Origin of the sequence: uncultured Xanthomonas sp., assembly GCF_964278005.1 — a bacterium.
Taxonomy (GTDB): domain Bacteria; phylum Pseudomonadota; class Gammaproteobacteria; order Xanthomonadales; family Xanthomonadaceae; genus Xanthomonas_A; species Xanthomonas_A sontii.
The window spans coordinates 1-14,349 of sequence record NZ_CAXYKF010000010.1 but is presented as its reverse complement, the minus strand read 5'-3'; the positions used below and the strand labels follow the sequence as shown (position 1 = coordinate 14,349).

Annotated in this window: 13 protein-coding genes; 9 read left to right on the top strand and 4 right to left on the bottom strand. The window is 69.7% G+C overall.

All coding sequences use genetic code 11. The features are described 5' to 3' along the window. Positions 1–44 precede the first annotated feature (44 nt). From ACHWVH_RS06955 to pbpC, 3 genes are all read left to right on the top strand, one after another. The gene (locus ACHWVH_RS06955; RefSeq protein ID WP_394686877.1) at positions 45–1,439 is read left to right on the top strand and encodes a sigma-54-dependent transcriptional regulator; all 1,395 of its coding nucleotides are present in this window, start codon (positions 45–47) and stop codon (positions 1,437–1,439) included. A gap of 799 nt (positions 1,440–2,238) precedes the next feature. Beyond that, positions 2,239–2,727 carry a PAS domain-containing sensor histidine kinase gene (locus ACHWVH_RS06950; protein ID WP_267100885.1) on the top strand — a complete coding sequence of 163 codons (489 nt, stop codon included), beginning with the start codon at positions 2,239–2,241 and terminating at the stop codon, positions 2,725–2,727. A gap of 139 nt (positions 2,728–2,866) precedes the next feature. Beyond that, positions 2,867–5,260 carry a penicillin-binding protein 1C gene (pbpC, locus tag ACHWVH_RS06945; protein WP_295927236.1) on the top strand — a complete coding sequence of 798 codons (2,394 nt, stop codon included), beginning with the start codon at positions 2,867–2,869 and terminating at the stop codon, positions 5,258–5,260. Between the two features lie 697 nt (positions 5,261–5,957). On the opposite strand, the gene ACHWVH_RS06940 is transcribed toward pbpC, so the two are convergent. Both ACHWVH_RS06940 and ACHWVH_RS06935 read right to left on the bottom strand, forming a co-directional pair. Next, entirely contained in the window at positions 5,958–6,542 is a 585-nt protein-coding gene (locus ACHWVH_RS06940; protein WP_017909166.1) for a bacterioferritin, read from the bottom strand. Between the two features lie 31 nt (positions 6,543–6,573). Further along, complete coding sequence (locus ACHWVH_RS06935; RefSeq protein ID WP_394686876.1) at positions 6,574–7,056, bottom strand: peroxiredoxin; 483 nt, start codon at positions 7,054–7,056, stop codon at positions 6,574–6,576. A 169-nt stretch (positions 7,057–7,225) separates the two neighbouring features. On the opposite strand from ACHWVH_RS06935, the gene ACHWVH_RS06930 reads away from it, so the two are divergent. Continuing rightward, on the top strand, positions 7,226–7,693 hold the full coding sequence (locus ACHWVH_RS06930) for an Hsp20/alpha crystallin family protein (RefSeq protein ID WP_010341349.1): 468 nt from the start codon (positions 7,226–7,228) through the stop codon (positions 7,691–7,693). 135 nt (positions 7,694–7,828) lie between these two features. Next, positions 7,829–8,716: a DnaJ C-terminal domain-containing protein gene (locus ACHWVH_RS06925; protein WP_148829409.1), complete on the top strand. Its 888-nt coding sequence runs from the start codon at positions 7,829–7,831 to the stop codon at positions 8,714–8,716. 240 nt (positions 8,717–8,956) lie between these two features. Here the strand turns inward: ACHWVH_RS06925 and pilH are convergent, their stop codons facing one another. Together pilH and ACHWVH_RS06915 are read right to left on the bottom strand one after the other, a co-directional pair. Then, positions 8,957–9,334 carry a twitching motility response regulator PilH gene (gene pilH / locus ACHWVH_RS06920; RefSeq protein WP_010340114.1) on the bottom strand — a complete coding sequence of 126 codons (378 nt, stop codon included), beginning with the start codon at positions 9,332–9,334 and terminating at the stop codon, positions 8,957–8,959. A gap of 82 nt (positions 9,335–9,416) precedes the next feature. Continuing rightward, a complete protein-coding gene (locus ACHWVH_RS06915; RefSeq protein WP_295927233.1) occupies positions 9,417–10,421 on the bottom strand; it encodes an acryloyl-CoA reductase in 1,005 nt (334 codons plus the stop codon). A gap of 142 nt (positions 10,422–10,563) precedes the next feature. Between ACHWVH_RS06915 and hflK the strand changes: the two genes are divergently transcribed. The 4 genes from hflK to ACHWVH_RS06895 form a co-directional block, all read left to right on the top strand. Continuing rightward, positions 10,564–11,706 (top strand): FtsH protease activity modulator HflK, encoded by a 1,143-nt coding sequence (hflK, locus tag ACHWVH_RS06910; protein WP_295927231.1) that lies wholly within the window; start codon positions 10,564–10,566, stop codon positions 11,704–11,706. Beyond that, the gene (gene hflC, locus ACHWVH_RS06905) at positions 11,703–12,569 is read left to right on the top strand and encodes a protease modulator HflC (RefSeq protein WP_295927228.1); all 867 of its coding nucleotides are present in this window, start codon (positions 11,703–11,705) and stop codon (positions 12,567–12,569) included. Before hflK ends, hflC begins: the two co-directional genes overlap by 4 nt. Before the next feature lie 233 nt (positions 12,570–12,802). After that, a complete protein-coding gene (locus ACHWVH_RS06900; protein WP_017912772.1) occupies positions 12,803–12,988 on the top strand; it encodes a DUF2065 family protein in 186 nt (61 codons plus the stop codon). 264 nt (positions 12,989–13,252) lie between these two features. Further along, the coding region (locus tag ACHWVH_RS06895) for an adenylosuccinate synthase (RefSeq protein ID WP_394686875.1) at positions 13,253–14,349 on the top strand (1,097 nt) is incomplete at its 3' end.

The window sequence follows — 14,349 nt, the reverse complement described above, 5'->3', positions numbered from 1 at the left end:
GCCGTGGCGCCTGTCCGCCACGCCCGGCCGCTAGACTCTGCGCCATGACCGAAACCCGCACACCGCCCTTGCCGCGCATTCTCGTCGTCGACGACCAAGCCGACGTGCGCGAGGCCTTGCGCATGCTGCTCAAGAGCGCCGGCTACGGCATGGTCGGCGCCGAGTCGCCGGAGCTGGCGCTGGCCTGCCTGCGCGGCGACGCGTTCGCCGCGGTGCTGGTGGACATGAACTATGCCCGCGATACCACCTCCGGCGCCGAAGGCCTGGCGTTGATCGCGCAGATCGCCGCGCAATGGCCGGGACTGCCGGTAATCGCGATGACCGCCTGGGCCAGCATCGAACTGGCGGTGGCGGCGATGCGCGAGGGCGCGGTGGATTTCATCGAGAAGCCCTGGCAGAACGCGCGGGTCCTGGCGGTGCTGGAGAGCCGCATCGCATTGGACCGCAGCCGCCGCGCCGCGCAACGGCTCGGCGAGGCGCAGGCGCTGTTGCTGCAGGACGGCGCGGCCGGCTTCGTCGCCGAATCGGCACAGATGCAGCGCTTGGTCGAGGATCTGCTGCGCATCGCCGGCAGCGGCGCCAACGTGCTGCTGCTGGGCGAGAACGGTACCGGCAAGAGCCTGCTGGCGCAGTTGCTGCACCAGTGGTCGCCGCGCCGCACGCAGGCCTTCGTCAAGGTCAACATCGGCGGCCTGGCGCCGACCCTGTTCGAGGCCGAACTGTTCGGTCACGTGCGTGGCGCCTACACCGACGCGCGCCAGGACCGCACCGGCCGTTTCGAACTGGCCGACGGCGGCACCCTGTTCCTGGACGAAATCGGCAACCTGCCGCTGCAGCAGCAGCCCAAGCTGCTGCGCGCGATCGAGGACGGCGAGTTCGAGCGGCTCGGCTCCTCGCGCACGCAACGGGTGGACGTGCGCATCGTTTCGGCAACCAACGCAGACCTGGAGGCGGAGGTGGCGGCCGGCCGCTTCCGCCAGGATCTGCTGTACCGACTCAACACCTTCCAGGTGCGGGTGCCACCGCTGCGCGAGCGCGGCGCCGACATCCTGCCGCTGGCGCGGCATTACCTGGCCGCCGCCTGCACCCGCTACCGGCGGCCGCTGCCGACGCTGGCGCGCGACGCCGAGCGCGCCCTGCTCGGTTACGCCTGGCCCGGCAACGTGCGCGAACTGGCGCACGCGATGGAGCGCGCGGCGCTGCTGGCCGACGGCAGCACCCTGGGCAGCGACGACCTGCGCCTGCAGCCGGCGACGAATGCCGTGCCGGCACTGTCGACGCAACTCACCCTGGAAGAAGCCGAGGCGCTGCTGCTGAAGCAGGCGCTGGCGCAGCACCAGGGCAATCTGCAGCGCACCGCCGACCAGCTCGGCATCACCCGGCAGAGCCTGTACCGGCGCCTGGGCAAGCACGGGCTGCGCAGCGATGACGCCGGCTGAGCGACAGCGCTTCCGGCCGCTGTGGCTGGTGGCGCCGGCCTTGCTGGCCTTGGTGCTGGTGCTCGCCGCCGGCGCGCCGCGGTGGCCCGAGGCGGTGCTGTTGCTGCTGTGCGTGCTGCTGCTGACCGCGGCGCTGTGGCGCTGGCAGCAGCGCGACGCCGGGCAGCGTCTGCGCACCCTCGGTGGCCTGCTGGACGCGCTGCGCGAGGGCGACTACAGCGTGCGTGCGGCGCAGGACGCGCGCGATGCCGACGGCCTGCTGGCGCGGTTCAACGCCCTGGCGCAACGCCTGCAGGACGAACAGCGCGATTCGCACGAGAGCCTGCAACTGCTGAGCAAGACCCTGGCGGCGCTGGACGGGGCGGTGTTCGCCTTCGAACAGGACCAGCGCCTGCGCCTGGTCAATCCGGCCGGCGAGCGCCTGCTCGGCGTCGCCGCCCAGCAGGCGATCGGGCAATCCGCGCAGGCATTGGGACTGGCCGCCCTGTTCGATGTGCCGTCGGGCAGCATCCAGGCGCATGCGTTCGCCGGACAGCAGGGGCGCTGGCAGATCGGCCACGCCGCCTTGCGCAGCCGCAGCCAGGCCGGGCGGCTGCTGCTGGTGCAGCCGATGGAGCGCGCACTGCGCGAGGAGGAGGCGCAGGCCTTCCGCCGCCTGCTGCGCGTGCTTAGTCACGAGATCAACAACTCGCTGACGCCGATCGCCTCGATCGCCGACACGCTCGCGCGGCTGCTGGCGGCCGCGCCGCAGGCGCTCGACGCCGAACTGCAGGCCGATCTGCACAACGGGCTGGGCGTGATCGAACAGCGCAGCGCGGCGCTGCAGCGCTTCCTGGGCGGCTACGCGCGGTTGGCCAGGCTGCCCGCGCCGGTCCCGGCGCCAGTGGCGCTGGCGCCGCTGTGCGCGCGTGTGCAGCGGCTGCTGGACGATGCACGAGTGCAGGTCGAGGTCGCGCCGTCGCTGCATGCGTGCGCCGATGCCGACCAGCTCGAACAGGTGCTGATCAACCTGCTGCGCAACGCGCTGGAAGCCGGCGGCAGCGCGCCGGTGACGCTGCGCGCGAGTGCCGACGGCGCCAGCGTGTCGATCGAGGTGTGCGACGGCGGTGCCGGCCTGCCGCCCAGCGACAATCTGTTCGTGCCGTTCTTCACCACCAAGCCCGGCGGCTCGGGCATCGGCCTGGTGCTGTCGCGGCAGATCCTGGAAGCGCAGGGCGGCAGCCTGCGCCTGGAGGCCCGCACCGATGCGCCCGGCAGCGTGGCGACGCTGCGCCTGCCGCTGGCGTAGTGGCAGAAGGAGCGCATTGTTGCTGGTGCCCCGGAGCAGTTGGGCACCCATCGTCGGCGATGCCGAACGGGCAGGGGATATCCCGCTCGCCGCGCTGTCGCCGCAACAGGCAAAATGGCCGCTTCCATCGGGAGCCCGCATGCCACTGGACGACACCGCCGCCCCGCACGCCGCGCGGCGCCCCCGGCGCTGGACGCGCCTGCTGCCGTGGCTGCGCTGGGGCACGGTGGCGCTGCTGTCGAGTCTGTTGTTGCTGGATCTTGCGTTTCCGCTGCCGCTGCCGAAGTCGCGCGACACCTCGACCCTGGTGGTGGCCGCCGACGGCGCCCCGCTGCGTGCTTTCGCCGACAGCAACGGCGTCTGGCGTTATCCGGCCACGCCGGACAGCGTCTCGCCGCTGTATCTGCAGGCGCTGCTGAACTACGAGGACCGCTGGTTCTGGCGGCATCCCGGGGTCAATCCCTGGGCGCTGCTGCGCGCGGCCAAGCAGTGGCTGTTCTCGCGCCACATCGTCTCCGGTGGTTCCACCCTGACCATGCAGGTGGCGCGCATCCTGATGCCGCCCGAGGTCAGTACGCGCACGCCGTGGGGCAAGGCCCAGCAGGCGCTGCGTGCGCTGCAGCTGGAAGCGCACCTGAGCAAGCGGCAGATCCTGCAGCTGTACCTGGAACGCGCGCCCTACGGCGGCACCATCGAAGGCGTGGAGGCGGCGAGCTGGGCCTACCTGGGCAAGCCGGCCGCGCGTCTGTCGCAGGCCGAGGCGGCGTTGCTGGCGGTACTGCCGCAGGCGCCAAGCCGGTTGCGTCCGGACCGGCATCCGGAGGCGGCGCGCGCGGCGCGCGACAAGGTGCTCGAACGCATGGTCGCGCTGCGCGTGTGGCCGCGCGCACAGGTCGACGATGCGCGCATCGAACCGGTGGTGGCGCGCTCGCTGCAGACGCCGCTGCACGCCGCGCTGCTGGCCGAGCGCCTGCGTCAGCAGCGCCCGCATGCCGCGCACATCGTCTCCACCCTCGACGCCGACCTGCAGCGCACGCTGGAGGACCGGGTCAGCGCCTACTTCTCGCAGTTGCCCGAGCGCACTTCCGCGGCCTTGCTGGTGGTGGACAATCGCGACCTGCAGGCGCGCGCCTACATCGGCTCGGTGCAGTTCGGCGACCGCCGCCGGCTCGGCGACGTGGACATGGTGCAGGCCTGGCGCTCGCCCGGCTCCACGCTCAAGCCGTTCCTGTACGGCATGGCCCTGGATGATGGCCTGATCCATTCCGAAAGCCTGCTGGTCGACGCGCCGCAGAGTTTCGGCGACTACCGCCCGGGCAATTTCGACGAAGCCTTCAACGGCCCGATCGGCGCCGCCAGCGCCCTGCGTTTGTCGCTCAACGTGCCGGCGGTGGACCTGCTCGACCGGGTCGGCCCGGCGCGCTTCGCCGCGCGCCTGAGCAACGCCGGCATCGGCCTGAAGTTCCCGCGCGGCAGTACCCCCAATCTGGCGCTGATCCTCGGCGGCACCGGCGCCAAGCTGGAGGAACTGGTCGGTGCCTTCGCCGCGCTCAACCGCGACGGCATCGCCGGCCACGTGCGCTACAGCGCAACCGACAAGCGCATCGAACGACGCCTGATGTCGCCCGGCGCGGCCTGGATCGTGCGCGAGATGCTCGAGGCCAATCCGCGTCCGGGCTACGGCGTCGGCACCTTCGACGTCGGGACGCGCCCGCGGGTGGCCTGGAAAACCGGCACCAGCTACGGCTACCGCGATGCCTGGGCGATCGGCAGCACCCGCCGCTACACCGTCGGCGTGTGGGTTGGCCGTCCCGACGGCACGCCGTTGCCCGGGCAGTACGGCGCGGTGACCGCCTTGCCGCTGATGTTCGAGACCATCGACAGCCTGCCGCGCCTGCGCGGCGACAACGCGCCGCGGCCGATGCCGGCGACGGTGCAGCAGGTGGACGTGTGCTGGCCGCTGGGCATCGCCGCCGAGCAGACGCCGCCGGCGTTGTGCCAGCGCCGTTTCTCCGCCTATGCGCTGGACGGCGCCGTGCCGCCGACCTTCGCCGAGCGCGACGCGCGGCTGTGGAGCGCCGGCCGCGAGACCGTGCAGGTGGACGCGCACAGCGGCCTGCGCCTGTCGCCGGACTGTGCGCAACCGCATGAGGCGGCCACCCGCGATTTGGCGCGCTGGCCGGCGCTGCTGACGCCGTGGCTGCACGCCAGCGAGCGCCAGGCCGGGCAACTGCCGGCGCTGTCACCGGACTGCCGCGACGACGGCCGCGGCCGCAGCGACGTATTGCGTATCGAAGGCCTCAACGACCGCGCCACCCTGGCACGCGCGCCGGGCAGCACCACAGTGCGTCTGCAGGTGCGCGCACTGGGCACGAGCACCCCGGTGGACTGGCTGCTGGACGGCCGCTGGATCGCCCGCACCGAGGGCGCACGCACCTTCCAGCGCGACTTCGCCGACGCCGGCGACCACACCCTGACCGCCCTGGCCAGCAACGGCGCCTGGACCCAGGTGCGGTTCCGGGTGCTGCGTTGAGCAGCGGTGGCGCGCGTGCCCTTGTGGAAGCCAACAGTCATGCAACCACGACGACCAGCGTAGGCGGGCGATCCGACCTCGGAAGCAGTCGGGACTGAAGTCCCTCCCACAATCGCTTCCGGACACCAACAAGCGTGAGTCTCTGCGAGAGTCGCGGTCGCTTGGCTTTGGCTAGTTGCTTTTGCTCTTGCTTTTGACTTGCCGGGTTCCCTTCCGAAGCGGCGAACCAGGCGGGAAAAACCCGAATGGCGGCGCACATGGATGTGCGCCGTCCGCGGCAGGGCAGGGCTCGCCGGGAAAAGGCGAAGCACCGCTTCGCCCCGGCGGGCGGGCTGGCGCCGTGAGGCGACTGCCCCGGACTTGGCTGCGAAGCAGACAAGCCCCTTCCGCGGATCCCGACTGGTTCGCGGACCCGGAGCGCGCAGCGCGGAGGGCGCGTAGGCAGGGCGCGCTTGACCAGCCTTCGGCTGTGGTAAAGCGCTTTCTTTTGGTTACCTTTTCTTTGCGCGAGCAAAGAAAAGTAACTCGCCCGTCAGGGCGAAAGCCTTCGCTTTCGCTTGAGATTTGCGTATCGCGCGAAAAGAAAAACCGTAGGAGCGGCTACAGCCGCAACAGAATCCATCGGGAAGGCCTGTCGCGGCTGAAGCCGCTCCTACGAGTCCTACGAGTCCTACGAGAGGGCGTGAGCCTATCCGGCTTACTTGCCGATCCAGCCTTCCAGCATGTCCGAGAACTCGTCGGCGTGCTCTTCCTCCTGGGCCAGGATGTCTTCCAGGATGCGCTTGGTGGTGGTGTCCTTGTCGCCGACGAAATTGATCATCTCGCGGTAGCTGTCGATGGCGATGCGCTCGGCGATCAGATTCTCCTTGACCATGTCGCGCAGATCCTCGCCTTCCTTGTACTCGGCATGCGAGCGCGCGGTCAGCGTGTCCGGATTCAGGTCCGGCTCGCCGCCCAACTGCACGATGCGCTCGGCCAGCTTGTGCGCGTGCGCCTGTTCCTGCTGCGCGTGTTCCAGGAACTCGGCCTTGACCGCATCGGCGAGCATGCCGGCAGCCATGAAGTAATGGCGGTAGTAGCGCAGCACGCACACGTACTCGGTGGCGAGCGCGTCGTTGAGCATCTTGATCACCGCCTCGCGGTCGGCGCTGTAGCTCTTGGTGATCGCGCCGTCCTCGATGCTCTGGCGGGCGTTGGCGCGCAGCGTGGCGGTGTCGGTGAGGCCGGCGGTGTGCTGCAGCGGCTTGGCATCGGTCTTCGGGGTGGCTGGCTTGTTGGACATGGCTGGCCATTTCCTGTGGTGGGTAAGGGGATCAGTCGGGAAGGTGCTGCAGCACGTAGTCGGCGGCGGAGACCTTGAACTCGCCCGGCGCCTCGACGAACAGCGCCTGCACCACGCCGTCGTCGGCGTACAGCGCGAAGCGGCGCGCACGCACGCCCATGCCGTAGCTGCTGGCGTCCAGTTCCAGGCCCAGCGCCTTGGCGAAGTCGCCATTGCCGTCGGACAGCATCTGCAGGCCGTCCGGCACCAGTTGGCTCTTGCCCCAGGCCTGCATCACGAACGGGTCGTTGACCGCCATGCAGTACACCTCGATGCCGCGCTTGCGGAACTCTTCGAAGTGCTCCACATAGCCGGGCAGGTGCTTCTCCGAACAGGTCGGGGTGAAGGCGCCGGGCACCGCGAACAACAGCACGCGGCGGCCGTCGAACAGGGTGCGCGTGTCCACGGCTTCCACGCCGTCGCGGATGCACTGCAGCACCACTTCGGGAATGCGTTCGCCGGTCTGGATGGGCATGTCGGGCTCCTTGGATGAACCGAGTCTAGAAACGGAAATGGGAAGGTGGCGTCAACGCCTTGAAAAGCGCCGCGGCAGGCCTATCTGACCGGCATGGACGGCGGGCCGGTCCCGCCGCCGCGAACCGTCCCCTCCGGGGTGTACCTCATTCACGTTTCAGGAGACCACGATGAGCATCGTCCGTTATCGCCAGTGGCCGGCCCAGGCCGCATTCCAGAACGAGATCAAGCAGGTGTTCGACCGCTTCTTCGACCCCAACGGCGGCACCGACGAATCGGCCGTCGTCACCGCGCAGTGGGTGCCGCGCGTGGACATCAAGGAGGAGCCGGAGCGCTTCGTGCTGTACGCCGACCTGCCGGGTATCGACCCGTCGGAGATCGAGGTGTCGATGGACAAGGGCATCCTCTCGATCAAGGGCGAGCGCAAGAGCGAATCGGCCGCCGACACCGAGCGTTTCTCGCGCATCGAGCGCCGCTACGGCAGCTTCCACCGCCGCTTCGCGCTGCCCGACAGCGCCGATCCGGACGGCATTTCCGCCACCGGCTACCATGGGGTGCTGGAAGTGCGCATTCCCAAGCGTCCGGCGAGCACGCCGCGCCGTATCCAGGTCGATACCGGGGCCACGATCGTGCAGTAAGCGCCTGCTCGCAGCGGCGTCGCCACCGCGACGCCGCGCCCTCGCCGCCGGCCGTAGAATGGCCGGGCGATGGCGCAGTGCATGCAACCGGCCCGTTGCCGCAAGGCGGCGGGCCGACTCTTTTTGAGGTGATGGATGGAATTCAAGGATTACTACGCGACCCTGGGCGTGGAACCCAGCGCCGGCGATGCCGAGATCAAGACCGCGTACCGGCGGCTGGCGCGCAAGTACCATCCCGATGTCAGCAAGGAGCCTGGGGCCGAAGAGAAGTTCAAGGCGATCAACGAGGCCTACGAGGCCTTGCGCGACCCGCCCAAGCGCGCCGCCTACGATCAGTTGCGCGCGCAGGGCTACCGGCCGGGCGAGGAGTTCCACGCGCCGCCGAACTACGGCGGCGCGCAGGGCTTCGACTTCGAGGAAGTGTTCGGCAACGGCGGCGCCGGTGGCGGCTTCAGCGATTTCTTCGAGAGTCTGTTCGCCCGCCAGCAGCGTGCCCGCCAGGGCGGCGCCGGCCCCGGCCCGGGACCCGGCGCGCCGCGCGGCGACACCCGCGCCAAGCTGGCGGTGCCGCTGGAGGCGGTGTACGCCGGCGACAGCGTGCGCATCACCATCAACGGCAAGCAGTTGGACGTGCGCGTGCCCAAGGGCGTGCGCCCCGGCCAGGTGATCCGGCTGGGCGGGCAGGGCAACGGCGGCAGCAACCTGCTGCTGGAGATCGAGTACGCCGCGCATCCGCAGTTCGAGGTGGACGGCCGCAACATCCTCTACACCCTGCAGGTGACGCCCTGGCAGGCGGCGCTGGGCACCAGCATCAGCGTGCCGACCCTGGGCGGGGCGGTGGAACTGAAGATTCCGCCCGAGTCCGACGCCGGCCGCAAGCTGCGCCTGCGCGGCCGCGGCCTGCCCGGCACTCCGCCGGGCGACCAGATCGTCGAACTGGAAGTGCTGGCGCCGGCGCCGGAAACCGAAGCGCAGCGCAAGGCGTATCGCGGGTTGGCCAAGGCGTTTGGCGAGGCCGTGTGAAGTGAGGCGGGATTGGGGAGCGGGATTGGGGATTCGCAAAAGCGGGCTCCCCTCGCGCTGTGGCGTCGTAGGAGCGGCTTCAGCCGCGACAGGCGTTACCGGTAACGCCCGTCGCGGCTGAAGCCCCTCCTACAAGGCGCGCCGAGTGCAATGCGGCCTTACGCCGCGCACTCAAACGCCGCCCAGAAACCCGCCCCTACGAATCCCCATTCCCCAATCCCCAATCCCCAATCCCGGCTTCTACGGCGCATCCTCGCCACTGAACACACGCTCGATCACCTCGTACAGCTCGTCCTCGGAGAACGGCTTGGTGATGTAGGCGCGGGCGCCCTGGCGCATGCCCCACATGCGGTCGGTGTCCTGGTCCTTGGTGGTGACCAGGATCACCGGGATGTTCTGCGTGGTCGGCTCGCGGCGCAGGGTGCGGGTGGCCTGGAAACCGTTGAGGTTGGGCATCACCACGTCCATCAGCACCAGATCCGGCAAGGCCGCCTTGGCCGCTTCCACGCCGGCGGCGCCGTCGGTGGCGGTGATCGTTTCGTGCCCCAGTTTTTCGACGATGCGCTGGATGCCCAGCAACTGCGACGGCGAATCGTCGACGATCAGAATGCGTGCCATGTGGTTCCCCCTAGGAGGCTCCGAGTGTAGAGGCAGCGGCGCGAAGGCGGAAAGCGTTGCGTGTCACAAAGCGTCGGCGTGGCTACACGCTCGCATCCAGCCGCACCACGGTACGCCCGAACGACTGCCCGGCCAGCATCGTGGCGAACACCTCCGGCAGGCCGGCCAGGTCCACTTCGCGGGTGCAGATCGTCTCCAGGTGGCGCGGCTTCCAGTCGCTGCCCAGGTGCTGCCAGATGCGGTCGCGCAGGTCGCGGGCGGTGCCGGCCGAGCCGATGCCCAGCAGCGACACGCCGCGCAGGATGAAGGGCATCACCGTCATGTCCAGCTCCGCGGTCGCGGCCAGCCCGGCGCTGGCGACGTTGCCGTACGGTGCCGTCTGCGCCAGCAGGCTGGTCAGCATCGCCCCGCCCACGTTGTCCAGGCCGCCGCCGAAGCGCACCGATTCCAGCGGCCGGCTGGTCTGCAGGGCCTCGCGGCCGAGCACCTGGGTGGCGCCCCAGGCCTTGAGCTGCTCGGCGCGCTCGGCCTTGCCGCTGACCGCATGCACTTCGAAGCCGGCGCGGCTGAAGATGTCGACCGCCAGCGAGCCGACCCCGCCGGTGGCGCCGGTCACGCACAGCGGGCCATGCGCCGGGGTCTGGCGGTTGTCGAGCAGGCGCAGCAGCGCCAGCGCCGCGGTGAAGCCGGCGGTGCCCAGCACCATGCTCTCGCGCAGGCTCAGCCCGGCCGGCAGCGGCACCACCCACTTCGACTCCAGGCGCACGTACTCGCTGTAGCCGCCGTCGCGGGTCTCGCTGAGGCCGCAGCCGGTGACCAGCACCGCGTCGCCTTCCTTGAACGCCGGGTCGCGGGAGGCGACCACGTGCCCGGCCACGTCGATGCCGCCGACCAGCGGGAAGCGGCGCAGGATCTTGCCCTGGCCGGTGCCGGCCAGCGCGTCCTTGAAGTTCACCGACGACCAGGCGGCGCGGATCACCACCTCGCCGTCGCTGAGCTGGTCCAGCGACAGCGGGGCGAGGCCGGCGTGGTAGCCGGTGGCGTCCTGGTGGATGCGGAAGGCGGAGAACTGGGCGGGAACGGACATGGAACACCTTGGTCGGCACGCAGGAATGCACCAAGATACCCTTTCGAAACGGCGGGTCTGCCCCATCTTGTAGAATCGGCGACTCATTATCCGGTGACCGGCGCGTGACCGACGCGTCGCCACCTTCCTTCTTGGAGCATGCATGGCCTGGAACACACCTGGCGGCAAGGGCGGAGACGGCCCCGACAATCACGGGCGCGGTCCCTGGCCGCCGCGTGGCGGCAATGGGGGAGGCAGGTGGGGCGGGTTGCCGGGTCCGTTGAAGGACCTGTTCGGCGATGGCGGCGGCATCGGCCGCTGGATCCTGGGTGCGGTGGTGCTGGTGCTGCTGTTCAGCAGCTTCCAGTTGATCGGCGAGCAGCAGCGCGGCGTGGTGCTGCGTTTCGGCCAGTTCTCGCGGATCCTGCAGCCGGGCCCGGCCTTCAAGCTGCCGTGGCCGATCGAGACCGTGCGCAAGGTCGATGCCACCCGCATCAAGACCTTCGACAGCCAACTGCCGGTGCTGACCGGCGACGAGAACATCGTCAACGTCTCGCTCAACGTGCAGTACCGGGTCGAGGACCCGCGCACCTACGTGTTCGGCGCGCGCAACGCCGACCTGGTGCTGGAGCAGGCCGCGCAGAGCGCGGTGCGCGAGCAGATCGGCCGTTCGAACCTCAATGCGGTGCTCAACAACCGCGGGCCGATGGCCGTGGCCGCGCGCGAGCGCCTGCAGGCCGCGCTGAAGGCCTATCACACCGGCCTGATCGTGACCGGCCTGACCCTGCCCGACGCGCGTCCGCCGGAGGAAGTGAAATCGGCCTTCGACGAGGTCAACGGCGCCCAGCAGGTCAAGGCGCGGCTGATCGACGAAGCCCAGGCCTACGCGGCCAAGGTGGTGCCGGAGGCGCGTGGCCAGGCGGCGCGCACCCGTACCGTCGCCGAAGGCTACAAGGAAGCGGCGATCGCCCGCGCGCAGGGCGACGCCGAGCGCTTCACCCTGCTGCAGCAGCAGTACCAGAACGCGCCGGAGGTCACCCGCAAGCGGCTGTGGCTGGAGACCGTGCAGCAGGTGCTGGCGGAGAACCGCAAGGTCATCGGCGGCGATGGCCGCCAGTTGATTTACGTACCGATGTCGGCCGACAGCAAGGCGCCGGCGGCGGCGACCCCGCCGACGCCCACCACGTCGCTGCCGACGGTGCCGCAGGAGGTGTTGCTGCCGGCCTTGAACAGCACGTCGGCCGAAAGTGTCCGCAACCCGGAGCGCACGCCGCGCCCGACCGGCCGTGAGGAGATCCAGCGATGAAACTGTCATTGTGGGCGGGCATTGCCGTCGTCGCGCTGTTCGCGCTGCTCAGCTCGGCGTTCGTGGTGCCCGAGGACAAGGCGGCGATGGTGCTGAACCTGGGCCGCGTGGTGCGTGCCGACCTCAAGCCGGGCCTGCACTTCAAGGTGCCGCTGGTCGAGTCGGTGCGCATGTTCGACCGCCGCTTCCAGGTGCTCGACACCAACCCCGCGCGCTACTTCACCGCCGAGCAGAAGGACGTCAGCGTCAGCTTCTTCGCCATCGGCTACATCTCCGACGTGCGCGCCTTCTTCCGCGCCACCCAGGGCGGCGACGAGAAGGTGGCCAACACGCTGCTGGCGCCGATCATCACCGACTCGCTGCGCAACCAGATCAACTCGCGCACCCTGCAGCAGCTGGTGTCCGGCGACCGCAGCGAACTGATCGCCAAGCAGCTGGTGGCGATCAACGCGGCCAGCAAGACCCTGGGCATGCAGATCGTCGACCTGCGCATCAAGCAGATCGACCTGCCGACCGACAGCCAGGTGATCACCGACGTGTACGAACGCATGCGCGCGCAGCGCAAGCAGGAAGCGGCCAAGCTGCGCGCCGAAGGCGAGGAGCAGGCACTGACCATCCGCGCCCAGGCCGACCGCGAAAGCACGGTGCTGGTCGCCGAGGCCGAGCGCGACGCGCAGAAGCTGCGCGGCGAAGGCGATGCCGAGGCCGCCAGCGTGTACGGCAAGGCCGGCTCCGCCGACCCGTCGTTCTACGCCTTCTACCGCAGCCTGGAGGCCTACCGCGGCGCCATGGCCGACGGCAACGGCGTGATCGTGCTCGACAAGAACGATCCGTTCCTGCAGTACCTCAAGAGCGATCGCTGAGGGCGGGATTGGGGAGTCGGGATTGGGGATTCGCAAAGGCGGGTCCCCTGTCTCTGACGTCGTGCAGGATGGCCGGTTGCAGACGCTGGTACCCGGCGCAGGAAGCCTATGTGGGAGCGACTTCAGTCGCGACCGGCTTCACCGGGAAGGCTTGCGTCACTTCAGCCGCTCCTGAACGATCAAGCCGCTTCAGCGTCGACGCGGCCCGCCCATCCCCGCTTGCCGAGACCCCCATGCACGATCTGATCGCCGCGGTTTGCCTGGTCGTCGTCTTCGAAGGTCTGATCCTGTTGGTCGCGCCGGAGGCCTGGAAGCGGATGGTGCAGCAGATGCTGGCCATGCCGACCACGCAGTTGCGGATCGCTGGCGGCGTAGCTCTGGCGGTGGGATTGATGGCCTTGCTGTGGGTTCGCGCCTGACCGCATTCTGATCGTGCCCGATGGGCAGGTCGCTGAACGTGGCGGGGGAAGGGGTGGTGACCGCCACCCAAAACCCGGATAATGCACAAAAGCCGGCCGGGCCCGCTCCACGCGAGCGTCTCGACCGGCTTTTTCCGTGTATGGGTCCGCCGCCGCCTGGACGCTCCCCGATGGAGCAACCGCATCGGCGCCGGTCGGTCCCCGCACGGCCACCACATCCGCGTGGCCCCGACGGTCGCGCAGCAAACCAGGAGTTACCCAGCCATGGGTCAGTCAGTTGTCGTGCTCGGCGCCCAGTGGGGCGATGAAGGCAAAGGCAAGATCGTCGATCTGCTCACCGAGGAAATCGGTGCCGTCGTGCGTTTCCAGGGCGGCCACAACGCCGGCCACACCCTCGTCATCAACGGCAAGAAGACCGTCCTGCACCTGATCCCGTCCGGCATCCTGCGCGCCGACGCGCTGTGCCTGATCGGCAACGGCGTGGTGATCTCCCCGGCCGCGCTGCGCAAGGAGATCGAGGAGCTGGAGACCTCCGGCGTGGAAGTGCGGTCGCGCCTGAAGATCTCGCCGGCCGCGCCGCTGATCATGCCGTACCACATCGCCCTGGATCAGGCCCGCGAGAAGGCCGCCGGCGGCAAGGCCATCGGCACCACCGGCCGCGGCATCGGCCCGGCCTACGAAGACAAGGTGGCGCGCCGCGGCATCCGCGTCGCCGACCTGCATTACCCGCCGCAGCTGGAAGAGCTGCTGCGCACCGCGCTGGACTACCACAACTTCGTGCTGACCAAGTACCTGGGCGTGGAAGCGGTCGACTTCCAGAAGACCTTCGACGAAGCGCTGGCCTTCGGCGAGTACGTGCAGCCGATGAAGTCCGACGTCGCCGGCATCCTTCACGACCTGCGCAAGCAGGGCAAGCGCGTGCTGTTCGAAGGCGCGCAGGGTGCGCTGCTGGACATCGACCACGGCACCTATCCCTACGTCACCAGTTCCAACACCACCGTCGGCGGCGCACTGGCCGGCACCGGCGTGGGCGCGCAGGACATCGACTACGTGCTGGGCATCGCCAAGGCCTACGCCACCCGCGTCGGCGGCGGCCCGTTCCCGACCGAACTGGACGACGAGATCGGCCAGGGCATCCGCGACCGCGGCGCCGAGTACGGCGCCTCCACCGGCCGTCCGCGCCGCTGCGGCTGGATGGACATCGTCGCGCTGAAGCGCGCGGTGGCCATCAACGGCATCTCCGGCCTGTGCATCACCAAGCTCGACGTGCTCGACGGCATGGAGAAGCTGAAGGTGTGCATCGCCTACGAATACCGCGGCAAGCGCACCGAGTACGCGCCGCTGGACGCGCAGGGCTGGGA